This window comes from Pararhizobium sp. LjRoot238 (assembly GCF_964252955.1).
In the GTDB taxonomy this organism is placed as follows: domain Bacteria; phylum Pseudomonadota; class Alphaproteobacteria; order Rhizobiales; family Rhizobiaceae; genus Pararhizobium.
The window spans coordinates 3568098-3582677 of sequence record NZ_CAXUPP020000001.1 but is presented as its reverse complement, the minus strand read 5'-3'; the positions used below and the strand labels follow the sequence as shown (position 1 = coordinate 3582677).

Here is a 14580-nt window from a genome sequence, read left to right as displayed (position 1 = left end):
GCCCAATTCCCTTCAACCATGGAAAGGAATGACCGATGGATAATCGGATCAAGGAACTGCGCGAGAAGCAGGCGACTCTCGTCACCGAAGCTCGCGAACGGCTCGACCAGATCAACGCGGCAACGGATGAAACCCGAGCCAAGGAACTGGAAACTCAACACGACACGGCGATGGCTGAACATGACAGCCTCGAAAAACTGATCGAGCGGGAAGAAAAACTTGCTGGCCTGGAGAAGCGTCAGGAAGAACAGCGCGCCCGCCAACGTCCCCTCGGTCGCGATACCGAAGCGCGCGGCGAGGACGATGGCGATGGCAAACTGAGCTATCGCGAAGTCTTCCACAAGTTCCTCGCTCACGGCGCCGATCCATCCGAACTGGAGCCGGAAGAGCGGGCCATCCTCCGCGCTGGCACGGCTCCCAAGGCTGAATTCCGTGCACAGTCCGTTGGCACGACCACGGCGGGCGGCTTTACCGTGCCGACCGAGCTTGCCAACGAGATCATCAAGACGATGAAGGTGTGGGGGCCGATGTACGACGAGGACATCTGCACCGTGCTCAATACGTCGAGCGGCAATCCGATCAAGCTGCCGACTGTCGACGATACGACCGTGACGGCTGAGAAGCACACGGAAGGCGCGGCGCTGACGGATGATGGCGGCAAGGATGTCACCTTCGGCCAGAAGGGTCTTGACGCCTACGTCTTTGACACCGAGTTCGTGCGCTTCTCGATGGAGTTGGCGCAGGATTCCATATTCAACATGGAAGCCTTGCTCGGTGCATTGCTTGGTGAACGTCTCGCGCGCATCGCCAGCAAGGAACTGACCATCGGCGATGGTGCCGGCGATCCGAACGGCATCGTGACGGCGTCGAGCCTCGGCAAGACGGCGGCGGCAACGGCGGCCATTACCGGCGACGAGATCATCGACCTGGTGCACTCGGTAAACCAGGCCTACCGTCGTTCGCCGAAGGCGCGCTTCCAGTTTGCCGACACGACGTTGGCGGCGATCCGCAAGCTGAAGGATGGTCAGGGCAACTATCTCTGGCAGATGGGTGACATCAAGACCAACCAGCCGGGCAGCCTGCTGGGCTATCCCTACAGCGTCAACGACGACATGGACTCGCTCGCTGCCGCCAAGAAGGTCATCATCTTCGGCGACATGTCGAAATATTTCGTCCGCAAGGTCGGTTCGCCGGTTATCGGCGTGCTGCGCGAACGCTTCTGGCCCGATCTCGGCATTGCCGGCCTCATCCGCTTCGACGGCGAGCTGGGTGACACGGCGGCAGTCAAGCACCTCATCACCGCCGCTGCTTAAAGCATTGGCTTGAACCGGTGGGCGGCGTTTTCGCCGCCTGCTTCTCAAACCAATGGAGACCGTCATGAAAATCAAAATGCTTGAGAGCCTGGCCGGTCAGGATTTTTCCCTGTCTCCTGGGGATGTCACCGACCGGTTTTCCGACAAGGAAGCCGGCCGTTTCATCAAGGCTGGCATCGCCGAGAAGGCGCCGGTCGAACCGGTCAAAAAGCCCGCCACCAAGGCGGAATGGGATGATGAACGGGCGAAAATCCTTGACGAAAACGCTGCCCTGCTCGCCGAAAACGCGGCCGCCAAGGCACGCGAGGCTGATCTCCTGCAGCAGATCGAGGCCCTGACCGCGTTCAAGACCTCAGTTGTTGCTGCTCTTGGCGTCGGTCCTGTGGCGAAGGAAACCGCCGAGACGTCATCGGCTCCGGAACAGCGCTGACCATGTGGTATCCAGCGAAAGTAACTGCGGCGCCGGCAACTGAGCCCGTGACACTCACTCAGGTCAAGCAGCAGTGCCAAATCTCCTCTGCCGACAATAGCCGGAACGACCAGATCGACATGCTGATCAAGGCCGAGCGCGCCTTTGTCGAGACCTACTGCAACATTCGGTTGGTGGAACAGACTGTCGAGATGAAGTGTGATTGCTTCGCGGATTTCGATCGCTTGCATGTGGCGCCCGTTCAGTCGGTCGGTGCAATCGCCTATGTCGATGTTACCGGAGCGGCTCAAACTCTTTCCTCTTCGGTCTATGAGTTCCGGGGCGAGGGCGACAACCTTTCCCCGGCAATCGTTCTTGCTCATGCGCAGGTCTGGCCTTCCATCCTGGCTGGCACGCGTATCACGGTCACTGCAACGGTCGGCTTTGGAGACGTGCCGCCGGATGTCGTCGCGGCCATTTTGATGCGCATCGGAAACAAAATGGCGTTCTCGCGTGACGACGTGTTCAAGCGCAGCGAAGAGGTTGAGGGGGTCGGAACAGTCCAATGGGCCGGCGCCATTGAAGTTTCCGAAGCGATCGACACGACCACGCGTGTCTTGCTTGAAAATTATAGAACCTGGCCGCTCGCATGACGCCCGAACAATCGATCTCGGCGCTCGATCGCCAGCTCGCGAAACACGGTCAGACCGTCATCCTCCGCAGAGGAAACACCGCGGCTGGTGAGGTGGCGGTCAAGGGTTTCGTGCGGGGGATAAAGGCCGAAGAAATCACGGGTACCATCACACAGTCTGACAAGGCTGTGACGGTATCGCCGACCGGTCTCGATGTGTTCGGTCAGCCATCCGAGGGCTGCATGGTCGTCATTGATGGATCGCCTCGCAACCTGATCGGCAGGCCCGAAATCATCAAGCTCAACGATACCATCGTTCGCTTCAATATGATGGTGAAGGGCTGATGGCGCGACAGGATGGGATTGCGGAGACGTTCCGTATCATCAAACAGGAGACCATTGCGGCGACGAAAGCTCTTTTGGTCAAGACCGCGAAAGCCGAACACGCCAAGGTCATGGCGGCAGCGCCGGCGCCGTCTTCCTTCGTCCGCATCGTCGATGGCCGTGTCGGCGCGACCGAAGAAACAGCCAAGGCTGACGGGCGGATTGTCTATCAGTATCGCCGCATGGATGAGGTGGTCGAGTTCGCTTTGAAGACGTTGCGCGATTTATCGCCGGTCTTGAGCGGTGACTATCGCAAGGGCCATGTGATGTTTCTCAATGGGCTTCCGGCGGCGGATCTTTCCACCTTCCGAGACGGCGACGATCTGATGATCACCAATTACCTGCCGTATGCTCGAAAGATCGAGGTCGGGAAAATGCAAATGCGGGTCGCCGGATCTTCGAAGGTTTACCAGCAGGCGCGGCGCCTTGTGATGGCCCGATTTGGCAACTCCGTTTCGGTCGAGTTCACCTATCGCGCCGTCATCGGCGGGCATGCAGTGGATCAGACCAAGGCACCGTCGACGGGAAAATCGTGGTGGCTTGGACATGACGGCGAGGCGCGAGCCGCCTCCGGCGTCCTTGAAAGCGCAGTCGCCAAGAAGCACGGCAAGACTGCCCATAACAAATCCGATGTGCGTTTTCCGTGCCTCGTGATCCGGGAGCGCTGAGATGGCTGACTATGCCGGCGCAGAAGCCGCCATCAAAGCGCGTTTGGTTGCCGCGTGGACCGAAACGCGGATTACCTACCAGAATGAAACGCCTGCTGAACCATGGCCGCCGGTCGATGCTGCCAATGTTCTGCTTCCGTGGATCAATCTGGAAATCGAGTGCTTCGGCAGCCGCATCGTCGGGCAGGGGCGCCCTGGGAACCATGTCTACCGATACGACGGGATGATCTCGGTTCACGTTTTCACGCCGATGAACTCCGGCACGGAAACCGGCAAGCAGCTTTCGGTCGCTGCTGGCGAGATCTTCCGGCGGAAAGAGTTTTACAATCTGGAGCCGGGGATCTGTGTGCGCACGGAAGATCCGTTTCCGGCTCTTGGGAACAGCGCGTCCGATGACGGCGTGTGGTTTGGCACGACCATGACCTGTGCTTTCGTCTACTGGCATCGCGGCTGATCGCGACAAACACCTTCATCAACCCGCCTCGATGCGGACAAGCTAAGGAGCACGGCAATGCCGTATTCAGAGAATTGGAATGGCTATGTCGCCCTCAAGGCGCAATCGGGAAAAGGTGTGCAGGCGTCCGGCGCCGGCGGTTTGCTGTTGCCGACCTCGGGCGGCGCCGGCGGTTTGCTGACGAAGCAGGCGGTCAAATCGAACATCGTCCGCGCCGATGGGCAGCAATTGCGCGGCCGTCATGGCAGCCGTCGCACGGCCGGTACCTATACCAGCGAGCTTGGCATCGGTCGCGCCGATCCCGTTTGGGAGGCGCTGATGCGCGGCGCCTGGTCTGCTGCGAATCTTGCCATCACTCAGACGGAAATGACGAGCGTCACCACGACGGTCAGCACCATCGTTGCTGCGGCCGGAAGCTGGATCGCGGCTGGCCTTCGCGTCGGCGATGTCATCCGCGCGACGGGTCTACCGGATGCGGCAAACAATAGCATCAACCTGCATATCGTCGGGTTGACGGCCACGGTGATCACGGTGGCCGAAACACTCGTTGCCAACGCTGCGGCCGATACCGGTTTCAGCATCGTTCGGGTTGGCCGTGTCCTGATCAACGGCGCGGCCGGTGCTTTGCCAAGAACATACTTCACGATCGAGGAATATGAATTCGATCTCGATTCCTCGGAAGCGTTTACGGATTGCCGCTGGTCGCGCGGCATGATCCGCATGAATGCCGATGGGCAGCTCGACACGGAATTCGGCTGGACGGGAACCGGTCTTGTGGAGGCGCTGACGGGTGCGCAGGCGCCGCTGCTGACCTCGCCGACCGAACCCGTTTCCCTGTCGCTTGCGGCAAGTGAATCGGTGATCCGTTTCGGATCGAGCGATGTGGCGGACCTGACGTCGTTCGATTTTACACTTGATCTGCAGCCGGCGGCTCCCTCGGTCGTCAACAAAACCGGCATCGCGCCTGACGTGTTCCTCGGCACGATGCAGGTCTCGATGAATATGACGGTCCTGCGCAAGGATCTGCAGGCGCTGGCCGACTTCAATGCCGAGACGCAGCTGTCCGTGCATCTGCTCGGGCAGGAAAACGAAGCGTTGCCAACGGATTTCTTCTCCCTGTTCGTGCCGAACTTCACGCTTGGCGGCGTTGCCAAATCCGCGCTGACGCAGACGGGCGGCGCGCGCACCGTGACGCTCAGCATCCCGGCCGATCTGGTCGGCAAGGATACGCGCGGCGGAGCTTTCGATCCGACCACCGTCAAAATACAGGTCAGCAACGCTGCCTGATACCTTCGAAAGGAACTGACATGGGCAATCCTGAACAGGCGGTGCGTGACGCAGCGGAACGTCTTCATGACGCCATCCTCGACGCAAGAGCCTCCGGCCTGTCGGTCGTCTGGCCGCATCGCCCCGGCGACCTTCTGGCGATCTCGATCAGTGAGACCGGCAAGTTCTCTGGCTCATCTGTCGTCAGCGAAGCGCAGATCGGAGAGGCGACCGGCATCCCTCTGACTGGCGTGACCGTTCCTGCTGACGGCGTCATGCGAGAGGTGGCCGTCGACAGCGCGACGGATGGTCGGCGCCCGAAGAAATAACCCAATCAGCCCCGACAGGCTGACCAGCGTTGCGCGCAATGGGCGGCGGGTTGTCGGACCCGCCGCTTTCCCTTCCGACAAAGGATAAAACGATGACTACCGAAACCCTCAAAACCGAGACCGGCGCTGTCGATCTTAGCGGCTTCCTGCCGGTGGACGAAACCACGCTGGAAATTTTGACGGCCGATGGCCGCAAGACCGGCTGGACTATCCGGCTTGCTGGCCCGTCTCATCCCAAGACCATCGCGCTCAATGACGCTGCCGCCCGGAAGGAATTGTTCCGGCAGAAGCAGATCGAGCAGGCGCAGGTCAACGGCAAGAAATACAAGTCCGAGGAGAAAACCCCGGATGAAGCCCGTCGCGAAACCGTGCAGAGCATCGTTGGCCGCATCCTCGGCTGGAACCCGATCAATATCGGTACCGGGCCTATCGAATTTTCCGAAAAGGCGGCCGAAGATCTGCTGATCAAGCCGGAAATGGGCTGGGCCTATGTGCAGATCGCCGAAGCCTTCGGTGACGAGAAGCGTTTTACGCCGCGCTCCGCGACGAAATAGTCTCGTTTGCGGAGCGCTCGTTCGCGCTCTCGGTCGTGGGCGAAGACGGGTCCACCCACCGGGAGCGTATCGAAGGCCTGCTGAAGCGGGCGCGGAAGCCGGAAAAGATCGCGCGTTATGAGGCGGAACTGGCCCTGCCACCTTTCCCTTACGCGCTGCAGTATCTTTGGGATGCGTTCAACAGGATACGCCGCCGCAAGGGCAGCGACTTTGCCGGTCCAGCGCCGATCAGTTGGCCCGATATCGATGCATTCTGCCGTCATAGCCGCCTATCCCTTCATCCCTGGGAGATCGCGATCATCGAACAGCTTGATGATCTCTATCTCAAGGCGACTGACCAGGCGGATGCCCAAGGCTCCGAAGCCTAGCGGCGTCCTGCCTCCCACTTTATCCTCCATCCCATAAGCGCAGGTAACCCTCGTGGCGAATGAACAGAGAGTTGTCGAGCTGGTCATTGATGCCTCTGGCGTCGAGGCCGGCGCGCGTCGTGCAGAGCTTGCCTACGAGCATCTCGGCGATCGGGCTGCCGCTGCCACGGCCAAGGCGCAGGCGGCGTTTGATCGTCAGGTCCAGATCTTTGAGCGCAAGGTTCCGCAGTCGATCGATGCCGTAGCTTCCGCTTACGACCGGGTCCGCGCCAGTGTCGATCCCGTGATCGCCGTGCAGATCAAAGCGGAACGTCAGATGACGCAGTCGCTGCAGACGGTCAACCGTGCGGTGCTACTCGGTGTTACGACACAGGAGCAGGCAAATGCGGATATCGCCCGCCTTCGCGCTCAGCAGGTCGTGCAGATCGACGAGGTGCGCGAGGCGCAGGAGCGGCTGAACCAATCCCATAAGCAGGGGATGGTGGCGGCCAACCAGAATGTGCGGCGAGACAACGGCTTCCAGACCGCCAACGTTGCTGCGCAGTTTCAGGACGTCGCTGTCACGGCCGCCATGGGCATGTCGCCGCTACAGATCGCGCTGCAGCAGGGAACGCAGCTTTCGGCGGTGCTTGGCCCCATGGGTGCCGCAGGCGCCGTGAAAGGACTTGGTGCCGCCTTCTTGTCCGTTATCAGCCCGGTGTCACTGGTGACGATCGGTCTCGTTGCCGGAACGGCGGCTCTTATTCAGTATTTTGCCACGGCAGACAGCGGTGGCGAGAAGACCAGCAAGCTGTTTGAGGAGCAGAATAACCTGATCCGGCAGGCGGCGAAGCTGTGGGGCGACGCGACGCCGTCGCTGAAAACCTATGTCGACGAGCTGGACCGCGCAAAGAACCTGCAGGATGGTTCGGCTGCTGTCGACGTGCTGGCCAGTCGCCAGTTTGACGGTCTGTCTGAAAAGATCGAAGTCATCAACCGCCAATTCATCGATGCCCGCCGCAATCTGCAGCAGCTCGGTGCAGATCCCGCCTTCATTCGCGATTTTTCCAGCGCGTTCGGCGATCTGCGGCAAAAGCTTGCTGATGGCACGGCTACGCTTGCCGACGTAAATGCGGCGCAGCAACAGCTGGCTATTGGTGTCGCGCAGTATGGCACGCCTCAAGTTCTGAAATTCCGTGATGCGTTCGACGTGGTCACGGAATCGATCTATCGCGGCATCGAGGCGGCTCGAAAGGTCCGGGAAGAATGGATCGCGGCCATTGCTGGCGGCGTGGACGTTCAGACCATCGTTTCCGGCGCGACGTTTACGGAAGGCGGAAAGACCTATCAGCCGGACGCCTTCCGGCCGATCAATGCGCCGACGCCGGTGCGCCGGCCGACGCAAGAGCTGGGTGGCGATCCGGGTCCGACGACCATTCTCAATTCCGATGGTCACCTGACCGTGGTGCCGACGCCCGGCGAAAAGCCGATCCAGCTTGGCGACGAGCCGAGCAAGGCGGCAACGCAGACGGCGAATGCCTACCGCGACCTGGTGAAGTCGGCGAACGATCGCATCGAGCAGATGAAGCTTGAGGGGCAGGTTTCCGGTTTGACCGGGATTGCCGCGCAGACGCTTCGCCTTGAACTCGACCTCCTGCAAAAGGCGCAGGAGAAGGGCCGCATCGCGACGCCGGAGCAGCGCGCGGAAATCAAGGCGCTTGCCGATGCCTACCGGAATGCCGCGCAGGAAGCCGCCAAACTGAAGCTTGCCAGCGAACTGCAGTTCGAGCGTGACCAGATGTATCGGTCGACGGTCGATCAGCAGATCGCGCAGTCGCAACGCAGCGCAGGCCTGGAGGTTGACCTCAAGAGCGGCTACGCGGATGCGGTCCGCGAGCTTGATCGCGTCAGGGAACTTCGCAAGGATGTCGGCGGCTTCTTCTCCGATTTCCGCGACGGTCTCCTTCAGGGCGACAGCTTCGGGCAGGCATTCGGCAATGCCCTCCTGAATGTGCTCAACAAGGTCACGACCCGCCTGACGGATTCGCTGATCAATGACCTGGTGAATGCCATCACGGGCAAAAGTTCTGGCGGCGGGTTGCTCTCGACCCTGACCGGAGGTGCGGCGAACGACAATAACGTTGCGGCCACGGCGGCTTCAGCTGTGGGAGCGGCTCCGGTCATCGGCGTTACGCGTTCGGCGCTTCCTGCGGTTGCGGGCACGGGGGATCAGCTCGCTTGGAACTTTTGGAAGTCAAAGGGGCTTGCCGATCATCAGGTCGCCGGCGTGCTTGGCAACATCAGCGCCGAGAGTGCCTTCAATCCGGCCGCGATCGGCGATGGCGGCAAGGCGCGCGGCCTGTTCCAGTGGAACGATCGCAGCCCGCAAATGCTGGCCGCGGTTGGTGCCAATTGGAAGAGCAATCCGCTCGCGCAGCATGAGTTCGCCTATCGTGAGCTGATGGGGCCGGAAAGCCGCGCGTGGAGCGCCTTGACGGGCGCGAAGGATGTTCGCGGCGCCACGGCTGCGTTTGCTGGCTTCGAGCGCCCACGTGGCTTCTCCTGGAATAACCCGGAAGGCGCCGATAATTTCTCCGGCCGGTTGGAGGCCGCAGAAGCATCATTGACGAAGTTTTCGGGCGCATCGTCGTCGGCTGCCGGAAGCATGAATGGCATGGTCAGTGCGACCGGTGAGGCGTCAAGCGGGCTCGGCGCGCTCGGAAAGGGATTTGGCAATTTCGGTCAGCAGTTGTCCGGCTTGCAGGGCGGTGGCGCGAGCAGCCTGGTCGGCGGTTTCAATTGGAGTTCGCTGTTCAGTTCGTCATTCACGCCCAACACCACGCTTCTCGGCTTCCTCACGAACGGTTTCGATGGTGGCGGCTGGACCGGACCCGGTGCGCGCAACAAACCTGCCGGCATTGTGCACGCGGACGAAATCGTCTGGAGCCAGGACGATATCCGGCGCCATGGCGGCGTCGCTGTCGTCGAGGCGAAACGGCTTGGTTATCCGGGATATGCGGATGGCGGGATCGTTGGTCGGAGATCGCCGAGTATTCCGCCGGCAAGGGTTGCCGCGAATGACGGTGGTTCCGCTCGATCGGGCAGCGGCGATGGCGGCGACAAGGCCGTCCGGATGGATATTCACGTCCACGGCGCGCGTGGCAATGCCGAGATCGAAGACATGGTTGATCGCGGCGTTAGTCGGGCCATTGACCAATACGACAGGCAAGTGCTGCCGGTGAGCGTGCGGCGAATTGAGAAAAACCCAAGGAAGCGCGCATGACAGTCTCTTATCCCTATCCACTCTCGGCGCTGTCTGATCGGCTCAACGTGCAAACGATCGTGTGGAGCATTCAGCGCAATGACGAGCTTTCCGGCCTGGGGAGCGGTCAGATCATCCAGGCGGAGTTGGCCCCGCCGCTCTGGACCGGCGAAGTCGTGCTCGACATGGATTATCATGATGGGGCGAAGCAGATTGCCGCCATCATCCGCAAGCTGCATGGAGCGCAGGAAGCGTTCTTCTTGTGCGATCCGTTGTCGAAGTATCCGCAGAGTGATCCGGATGGTGTTCTTCTCGGCAGCTCTGTTGTGCAGGTCGATGCAATTCCGTCGCATCGCGCATCGATCGCCCTTAAAGGTCTTCCGCCCGGCTATAACCTTTTGCCGGGCGACAAAATGCAGATCGCATACGGCGTCGACCCGACTCGATATGCGTTCCTCGAGATTTCTGAAAGCGCGACCGCGTCTGGCGATGGAAGCACCGGTTATATCGGGGTGTTTCCGCATGTCCCTGTCGGGATCGGCATTAATGACATCGTGACGCTGGCAAAGCCCGCATGTCGTTGCGTCATTGTCCCCGGATCGCACAATCCGGGGACCGGGAACGGCATGTTCACCGAAGGCGCCGGCTTCAAGGCGATCCAGAAGAAATGAGGGATGTCGATTCTTCCTTCCTTGCCGCGCTGCAGAACGCCCGCGAGCGCGGGATTGTGCCGCGCAAGCTGATCAGTATGACCGGCCGGGATTTCGAGACAGGCGATCCGGCGCTGATGAGCTTCTGGAGCGGCGATGAAGATGTGACCATGACTGTCGTATCAGGCATCACCGGGGCAACTTCAAGCCGGTTGTTTTACGGCAATGTCAATCTGACGGTGTCGTCGATCCCGCGCGTTGCCGATCTGACCATCCAGACCGTGACGGTTGCCGCCAGTCAGATCGCCGAACCGATACAGGCGCTCGTGCGCGGACTGGATGTTCGCCTGGCGAAGGTCGAGATCTGGGAGGCATTGCTTGATCCCACCTCGCGCCTGCTGGTTTCGACCCCGCCGCTTGTGTTCCTCGGCGAGGTGGATGGATCGCCGATCACGACGCCGGAAGTTGGCGGGGAGGGCAGCGTTGAAATCAGCGTGGTGTCCGACGCGATATCCATGCTGACCCGGAAGAACCCGCAGAAGTCGTCATTTGAGGCACAGAAGCTGAGGAGCCCGAACCCGGCAAGTCCGGATCAGTTCGGCAAATATGCGGCGTCCATACGATCGTGGAGCATCCCGTGGGGAGTGAAGGATTGATCGAGCTGAAGCGAATTCCCCTCTGGGTCGGACCCTTCAACGATGCCCTCGACGACATGCGTCTGAGGCCGTTTGCCTGGGGTGACAATGATTGCGGCCCGGCCTTTGCAGGTCGGATCGTCCATGTTCTGACCGGCGTCGATCTCGGCGCGGCCTACAAAGGCAGATATCACGATGCGGCGTCTGCCTATCGGTTGATGCGTGATGAGGGATTCGACGATCTGGCGGACCTGGTTGCGTCGAAGCTGTCCGAATATGCGCACCCCTCGGAGGCCCATATCGGCGATGTCGTCACTTTGCCCGTCGATACACCCTTCCGCCATGCGCTCGGCGTGCTGAACGGCGAACGGGTCTTTGCCGTTTCGGAAAATGGAATAGGCAGCGTCGATCGACGCATCGCCGATAGGGCCTTCAGGGTCGGATAACAAATGACCTTCATCACCATCATTATTTCCGCCGCATGGTTCTTGCTGGCGACGCCGGAGGCTGCGCTTGCCGATCCCATTTCGGCGGTGATCGGCATCATTGGTGGGATTATCAAGGGCGCAAGCCTGGGCGCCATTCTTTTTCAGACGCTTCTGAGTGTGGCGCTGTCAATCGGCGGGTCACTGCTTCAGAAGGCACTGCAGAAAAAGCAGAAGCAGGCGCCGCAAGGGGTACGGCTGGATGTCGAGCTTGGCGACGATCTGCCGGTGTCGACCGTCATCGGGCGTTACGCGACCGCCGGCAAGCGAAAGTACATCGGCTCGTTTGGTGAACTGGAAAACACGCCGAACGCTTTCCTGGCCGATGTCATCGAGCTCGGCAATATTCCGTGCGGTGACATCACGACCCTTGGTCTCTGGATTGGTGACCAAAAGTGCACGATCCTCTTTGACAAGGTCAATGCGGTTCGCGGCTATCCGATCAAGGAATTCCTGAAGGACCCCGACGACGAGGACTCAGATCCCTTCGCGTGGATCAAGTTCAAGGACGGCACGCAGAATTTTGCTGATCCCTATCTCGTCGCGATGTTCGGCGACGATGAGGATCGGCCGTGGACAGAAGACATGATTGGCCGGGGCTGCCCCTACGCCATCATGACGTATAGGTTCAATCAAAAGTATTTCGGCAGCGGCGTGCCTTCCTGCGTGTTCGAGCCCGGACCGCCGAAGCTCTATGATATCCGCAAGGACTCGACGAATGGCGGCTCCGGTTCGCACCGTTGGACCGACCCGTCGACATGGGAGCCATCCTACAATCTTGCCGTGATGATTTATAACGTCATCCGCGGGATGTACTACGGCGACGAATGGTTCTTCGGGGGGCAGGATCTGCATGCATCGCGTCTGCCGGCGTCCTCATGGATCGCGGCGGCGCAGGAAGCCGGCCGCCTGATCGATGTCACCGACCAGCCTTCCGAGCCGCAGTTTCGCGGCGGCTATGAGATCACCGGCGACATGGAACCGCTCGATGTCATCGACGACTTCCGAGCCGGCTGCAATGGTCGACTGGCGGAGGTGGGTGGCTCCTTCAAACTGCAACTCGGCGCGTTCGGCGCCGCGACCTTCTTTTTTACCGATGACGATATCATCGTCACCAAAGGGCAGAGTTTCCAGCCATTCCCCGGTCTGGACGAAACGTTCAATGCGATCGAGGCGACGTATCCAGATCCGGCGGAAAAGTGGGCCAGCAAGGATGCCCCACGGCTGGGGGCAAAGACGCTGCTTGATCCGACCACCGGCAAGACGCTGTTCGAAATAGACGGCAACAGGGAGCTGCCGGTCAGCGGCCTGCAGTTTGCTGCGGTTCCCTATAAGCGCCAGGTGCAGCGCCTCATGCGGGCGATGATCAAGGAAGAGCGCCGCTTTCGCACGCATCAGTTCTTCCTGCCGCCGGACGCGTGGGTACTTGAGCCGAACGATGTGATTGCCTGGTCGTCGACGCGGAACGGCTACACCAACAAGAAATTCCTCGTCCTTGCCATCGAAGGCGAGATGACGATGAACCAGCTCATCACGATCAAGGAGATTGATCCGTCCGACTATGACTGGTCGGCCGATTTCGAGCTTCCCACCTCCGAAGGCTGGATCGGGCGGATCTACGCGCCCGTTCAGCCGATGGAAGGATGGACAGTTTCCGCGACGACCGTCAACGACAGCTCCGGGCTGGCGCGGCGCCCTGCCATCCGTGTGAGCTGCGCGGCCAACCTTGACGACGTGAAGAATGTTCTCGTCATCGTTCGCAACAAGGCGACGGGGGATATCGTCTTCAGTTCCGAGGCGACGCCATACGATGCACCCTATGCCTGGACGTTATCCGGCAATTGGTGTCTGCCCGCGACAGAATACGAGGTACAGGGCAAGCTTGCCCCGTTCAGCCGGCGCGAAACCGCATTGTCGGCCTGGTTGTCGGTGACGACGCCCGATGTCCGTTTCAGCATCGCCGATCTGCATTACCTTGAGCTGATCAAAGAGGTGACGGAAGACCTCGTTGTCTTCAACGCCTGGCTTTACGAGAACACGCGCGACGTGATCGAAAAGCAGAAGGCGAGCGCCTTCTCGCTGATTCAGCAGGACTTCGCGAACTACAAGGACAAGCAGGAACTTCGGGTCGAACTGAAATCGACCTATGACAGAACAACGGCCGAATATACCGAAGTCGTCGTCGCCGCGACCGGTCCGACTTCGGCGATCGTCGGCCGGCTGGAGACCTTTGAAGCGGAACTGCTGGATGTCGTCCATAACGCTGCGTTCGAGGCACTTCTCCTCGAAGTCAACGCCCACGACGGCATCATCGAGGCGCACGGTCTCGCGATCACCGAAATCGACCTCGAACTGACCGGCAAGGCGTCGGTCACAGCACTCAACTCGCTGGAGGAGACGATCGTGGCGCAAGGTAACCAGATCACGGCCAGCGCCACGGCGATAACGAGCCTGACCGCCGCCGTTGGTGAAGTCACGGCCGACACCAAGTTTCGTATGGAGGTGATCGCCGGTCCTTCCGGCTATGCGCGCATCGGCGCCCAGGCGCGGGTGACAACGGGAGAAGGCTACCGGGCGGCGTCGTTTTATCTCGACGTGCCGTATGATGACAGCCTGCCGTCGCAATTCGTCGTCGAGGCAGGTCGCTTCGCCGTTGTTGCCGGTTCCGACAAGTACCAAATCTTTGCCGTGGACGGGACCGGGGTCTATATGGATTCCGCCTATCTACGGACCATCACGACGGACAAAATCACCTTTCTCGACGGATCTGTCCTGACCAGCGCGCTCGCGCAGAATGCCGTCGTTGCTGTCCCTTACTTCGGTGCATCTGACAGTGTTACGCACTCTTCCGGCGTTACGACAATCGGCACAATCACGCTTTCAAAGGGTGCCAACGATCTCATCGTGGTGCTGGCGGATGTGCGTTTGCGGACGCTTTCGACGGCCGGCGGGGCGCAGATGGTCACGGTTGAGCTTTACGCGAACGAGCTACTGATCGGCGAGGCGGTCAAGGTTTTCCTCGCGGACGGGGAAAGCGAAACCATGAGCATGCAGGGCACCGTCATCAGCGGGATCGGCGACCAGGTCATCACCATGAAGGTTTCCAAAGACCACAGCGGCGACGTGCTGATCGGCCGCCGCACCATCACGCCCATGCTGTTCAAAAAAGCCACCGTCTCCTGAAGGGGAACCC

15 protein-coding genes are annotated in these 14580 nt (G+C 60.5%); all 15 read left to right on the top strand.

Annotated features, from left to right (window positions below; translation table 11 throughout):
* Nucleotides 1-35 precede the first annotated feature (35 nt).
* The 15 genes from ACSQ3F_RS17475 (at nt 36) to ACSQ3F_RS17405 (ending at nt 14570) form a co-directional block, all read left to right on the top strand.
* On the top strand, nt 36-1313 hold the full coding sequence (locus tag ACSQ3F_RS17475) for a phage major capsid protein (RefSeq protein ID WP_436101388.1): 1278 nt from the start codon (nt 36-38) through the stop codon (nt 1311-1313).
* Between the two features lie 64 nt (nt 1314-1377).
* Nucleotides 1378-1743, top strand: coding sequence for a hypothetical protein (locus ACSQ3F_RS17470; RefSeq protein ID WP_436101387.1), 366 nt, complete (start codon nt 1378-1380; stop codon nt 1741-1743).
* Nucleotides 1744-1745: 2 nt separating this feature from the next.
* The gene (locus tag ACSQ3F_RS17465) at nt 1746-2375 is read left to right on the top strand and encodes a head-tail connector protein (RefSeq protein WP_436101386.1); all 630 of its coding nucleotides are present in this window, start codon (nt 1746-1748) and stop codon (nt 2373-2375) included.
* The gene (locus tag ACSQ3F_RS17460) at nt 2372-2698 is read left to right on the top strand and encodes a hypothetical protein (protein ID WP_436101385.1); all 327 of its coding nucleotides are present in this window, start codon (nt 2372-2374) and stop codon (nt 2696-2698) included. Before ACSQ3F_RS17465 ends, ACSQ3F_RS17460 begins: the two co-directional genes overlap by 4 nt.
* A complete protein-coding gene (locus tag ACSQ3F_RS17455; protein WP_436101384.1) occupies nt 2698-3405 on the top strand; it encodes a hypothetical protein in 708 nt (235 codons plus the stop codon). The genes ACSQ3F_RS17460 and ACSQ3F_RS17455 overlap by 1 nt, the downstream gene beginning before the upstream one ends.
* Before the next feature lies 1 nt (nt 3406).
* On the top strand, nt 3407-3859 hold the full coding sequence (locus ACSQ3F_RS17450; RefSeq protein ID WP_436101383.1) for a hypothetical protein: 453 nt from the start codon (nt 3407-3409) through the stop codon (nt 3857-3859).
* 57 nt (nt 3860-3916) lie between these two features.
* On the top strand, nt 3917-5146 hold the full coding sequence (locus tag ACSQ3F_RS17445; protein ID WP_436101382.1) for a phage tail tube protein: 1230 nt from the start codon (nt 3917-3919) through the stop codon (nt 5144-5146).
* 20 nt (nt 5147-5166) lie between these two features.
* Nucleotides 5167-5454, top strand: coding sequence for a hypothetical protein (locus ACSQ3F_RS17440; protein WP_436101381.1), 288 nt, complete (start codon nt 5167-5169; stop codon nt 5452-5454).
* A gap of 92 nt (nt 5455-5546) precedes the next feature.
* Nucleotides 5547-6008: a hypothetical protein gene (locus ACSQ3F_RS17435; protein WP_436101380.1), complete on the top strand. Its 462-nt coding sequence runs from the start codon at nt 5547-5549 to the stop codon at nt 6006-6008.
* A gap of 35 nt (nt 6009-6043) precedes the next feature.
* Nucleotides 6044-6376 carry a phage tail assembly chaperone gene (locus ACSQ3F_RS17430; protein ID WP_436101379.1) on the top strand — a complete coding sequence of 111 codons (333 nt, stop codon included), beginning with the start codon at nt 6044-6046 and terminating at the stop codon, nt 6374-6376.
* Between the two features lie 52 nt (nt 6377-6428).
* Nucleotides 6429-9638, top strand: a complete 3210-nt coding sequence (locus ACSQ3F_RS17425) for a phage tail tip lysozyme (RefSeq protein ID WP_436101378.1) — start codon at nt 6429-6431, stop codon at nt 9636-9638.
* Nucleotides 9635-10288, top strand: coding sequence for a hypothetical protein (locus ACSQ3F_RS17420; RefSeq protein WP_436101377.1), 654 nt, complete (start codon nt 9635-9637; stop codon nt 10286-10288). The genes ACSQ3F_RS17425 and ACSQ3F_RS17420 overlap by 4 nt, the downstream gene beginning before the upstream one ends.
* Nucleotides 10285-10923 carry a hypothetical protein gene (locus ACSQ3F_RS17415; RefSeq protein ID WP_436101376.1) on the top strand — a complete coding sequence of 213 codons (639 nt, stop codon included), beginning with the start codon at nt 10285-10287 and terminating at the stop codon, nt 10921-10923. Before ACSQ3F_RS17420 ends, ACSQ3F_RS17415 begins: the two co-directional genes overlap by 4 nt.
* On the top strand, nt 10920-11348 hold the full coding sequence (locus tag ACSQ3F_RS17410) for a DUF6950 family protein (RefSeq protein WP_436101375.1): 429 nt from the start codon (nt 10920-10922) through the stop codon (nt 11346-11348). The genes ACSQ3F_RS17415 and ACSQ3F_RS17410 overlap by 4 nt, the downstream gene beginning before the upstream one ends.
* Before the next feature lie 3 nt (nt 11349-11351).
* Nucleotides 11352-14570 (top strand): phage tail protein, encoded by a 3219-nt coding sequence (locus tag ACSQ3F_RS17405; protein ID WP_436101374.1) that lies wholly within the window; start codon nt 11352-11354, stop codon nt 14568-14570.
* The last annotated feature ends 10 nt before the right edge of the window (nt 14571-14580 follow it).

What these genes read in the sequence shown, in the direction of transcription:
- ACSQ3F_RS17475 (WP_436101388.1), top strand. Translation starts at nt 36, where the DNA reads ATGGATAATCGGATCAAGGAACTGCGCGAGAAGCAGGCGACTCTCGTC.
- ACSQ3F_RS17470 (WP_436101387.1), top strand. Translation starts at nt 1,378, where the DNA reads ATGAAAATCAAAATGCTTGAGAGCCTGGCCGGTCAGGATTTTTCCCTG.
- ACSQ3F_RS17465 (WP_436101386.1), top strand. Translation starts at nt 1,746, where the DNA reads ATGTGGTATCCAGCGAAAGTAACTGCGGCGCCGGCAACTGAGCCCGTG.
- ACSQ3F_RS17460 (WP_436101385.1), top strand. Translation starts at nt 2,372, where the DNA reads ATGACGCCCGAACAATCGATCTCGGCGCTCGATCGCCAGCTCGCGAAA.
- ACSQ3F_RS17455 (WP_436101384.1), top strand. Translation starts at nt 2,698, where the DNA reads ATGGCGCGACAGGATGGGATTGCGGAGACGTTCCGTATCATCAAACAG.
- ACSQ3F_RS17450 (WP_436101383.1), top strand. Translation starts at nt 3,407, where the DNA reads ATGGCTGACTATGCCGGCGCAGAAGCCGCCATCAAAGCGCGTTTGGTT.
- ACSQ3F_RS17445 (WP_436101382.1), top strand. Translation starts at nt 3,917, where the DNA reads ATGCCGTATTCAGAGAATTGGAATGGCTATGTCGCCCTCAAGGCGCAA.
- ACSQ3F_RS17440 (WP_436101381.1), top strand. Translation starts at nt 5,167, where the DNA reads ATGGGCAATCCTGAACAGGCGGTGCGTGACGCAGCGGAACGTCTTCAT.
- ACSQ3F_RS17435 (WP_436101380.1), top strand. Translation starts at nt 5,547, where the DNA reads ATGACTACCGAAACCCTCAAAACCGAGACCGGCGCTGTCGATCTTAGC.
- ACSQ3F_RS17420 (WP_436101377.1), top strand. Translation starts at nt 9,635, where the DNA reads ATGACAGTCTCTTATCCCTATCCACTCTCGGCGCTGTCTGATCGGCTC.
- ACSQ3F_RS17415 (WP_436101376.1), top strand. Translation starts at nt 10,285, where the DNA reads ATGAGGGATGTCGATTCTTCCTTCCTTGCCGCGCTGCAGAACGCCCGC.
- ACSQ3F_RS17405 (WP_436101374.1), top strand. Translation starts at nt 11,352, where the DNA reads ATGACCTTCATCACCATCATTATTTCCGCCGCATGGTTCTTGCTGGCG.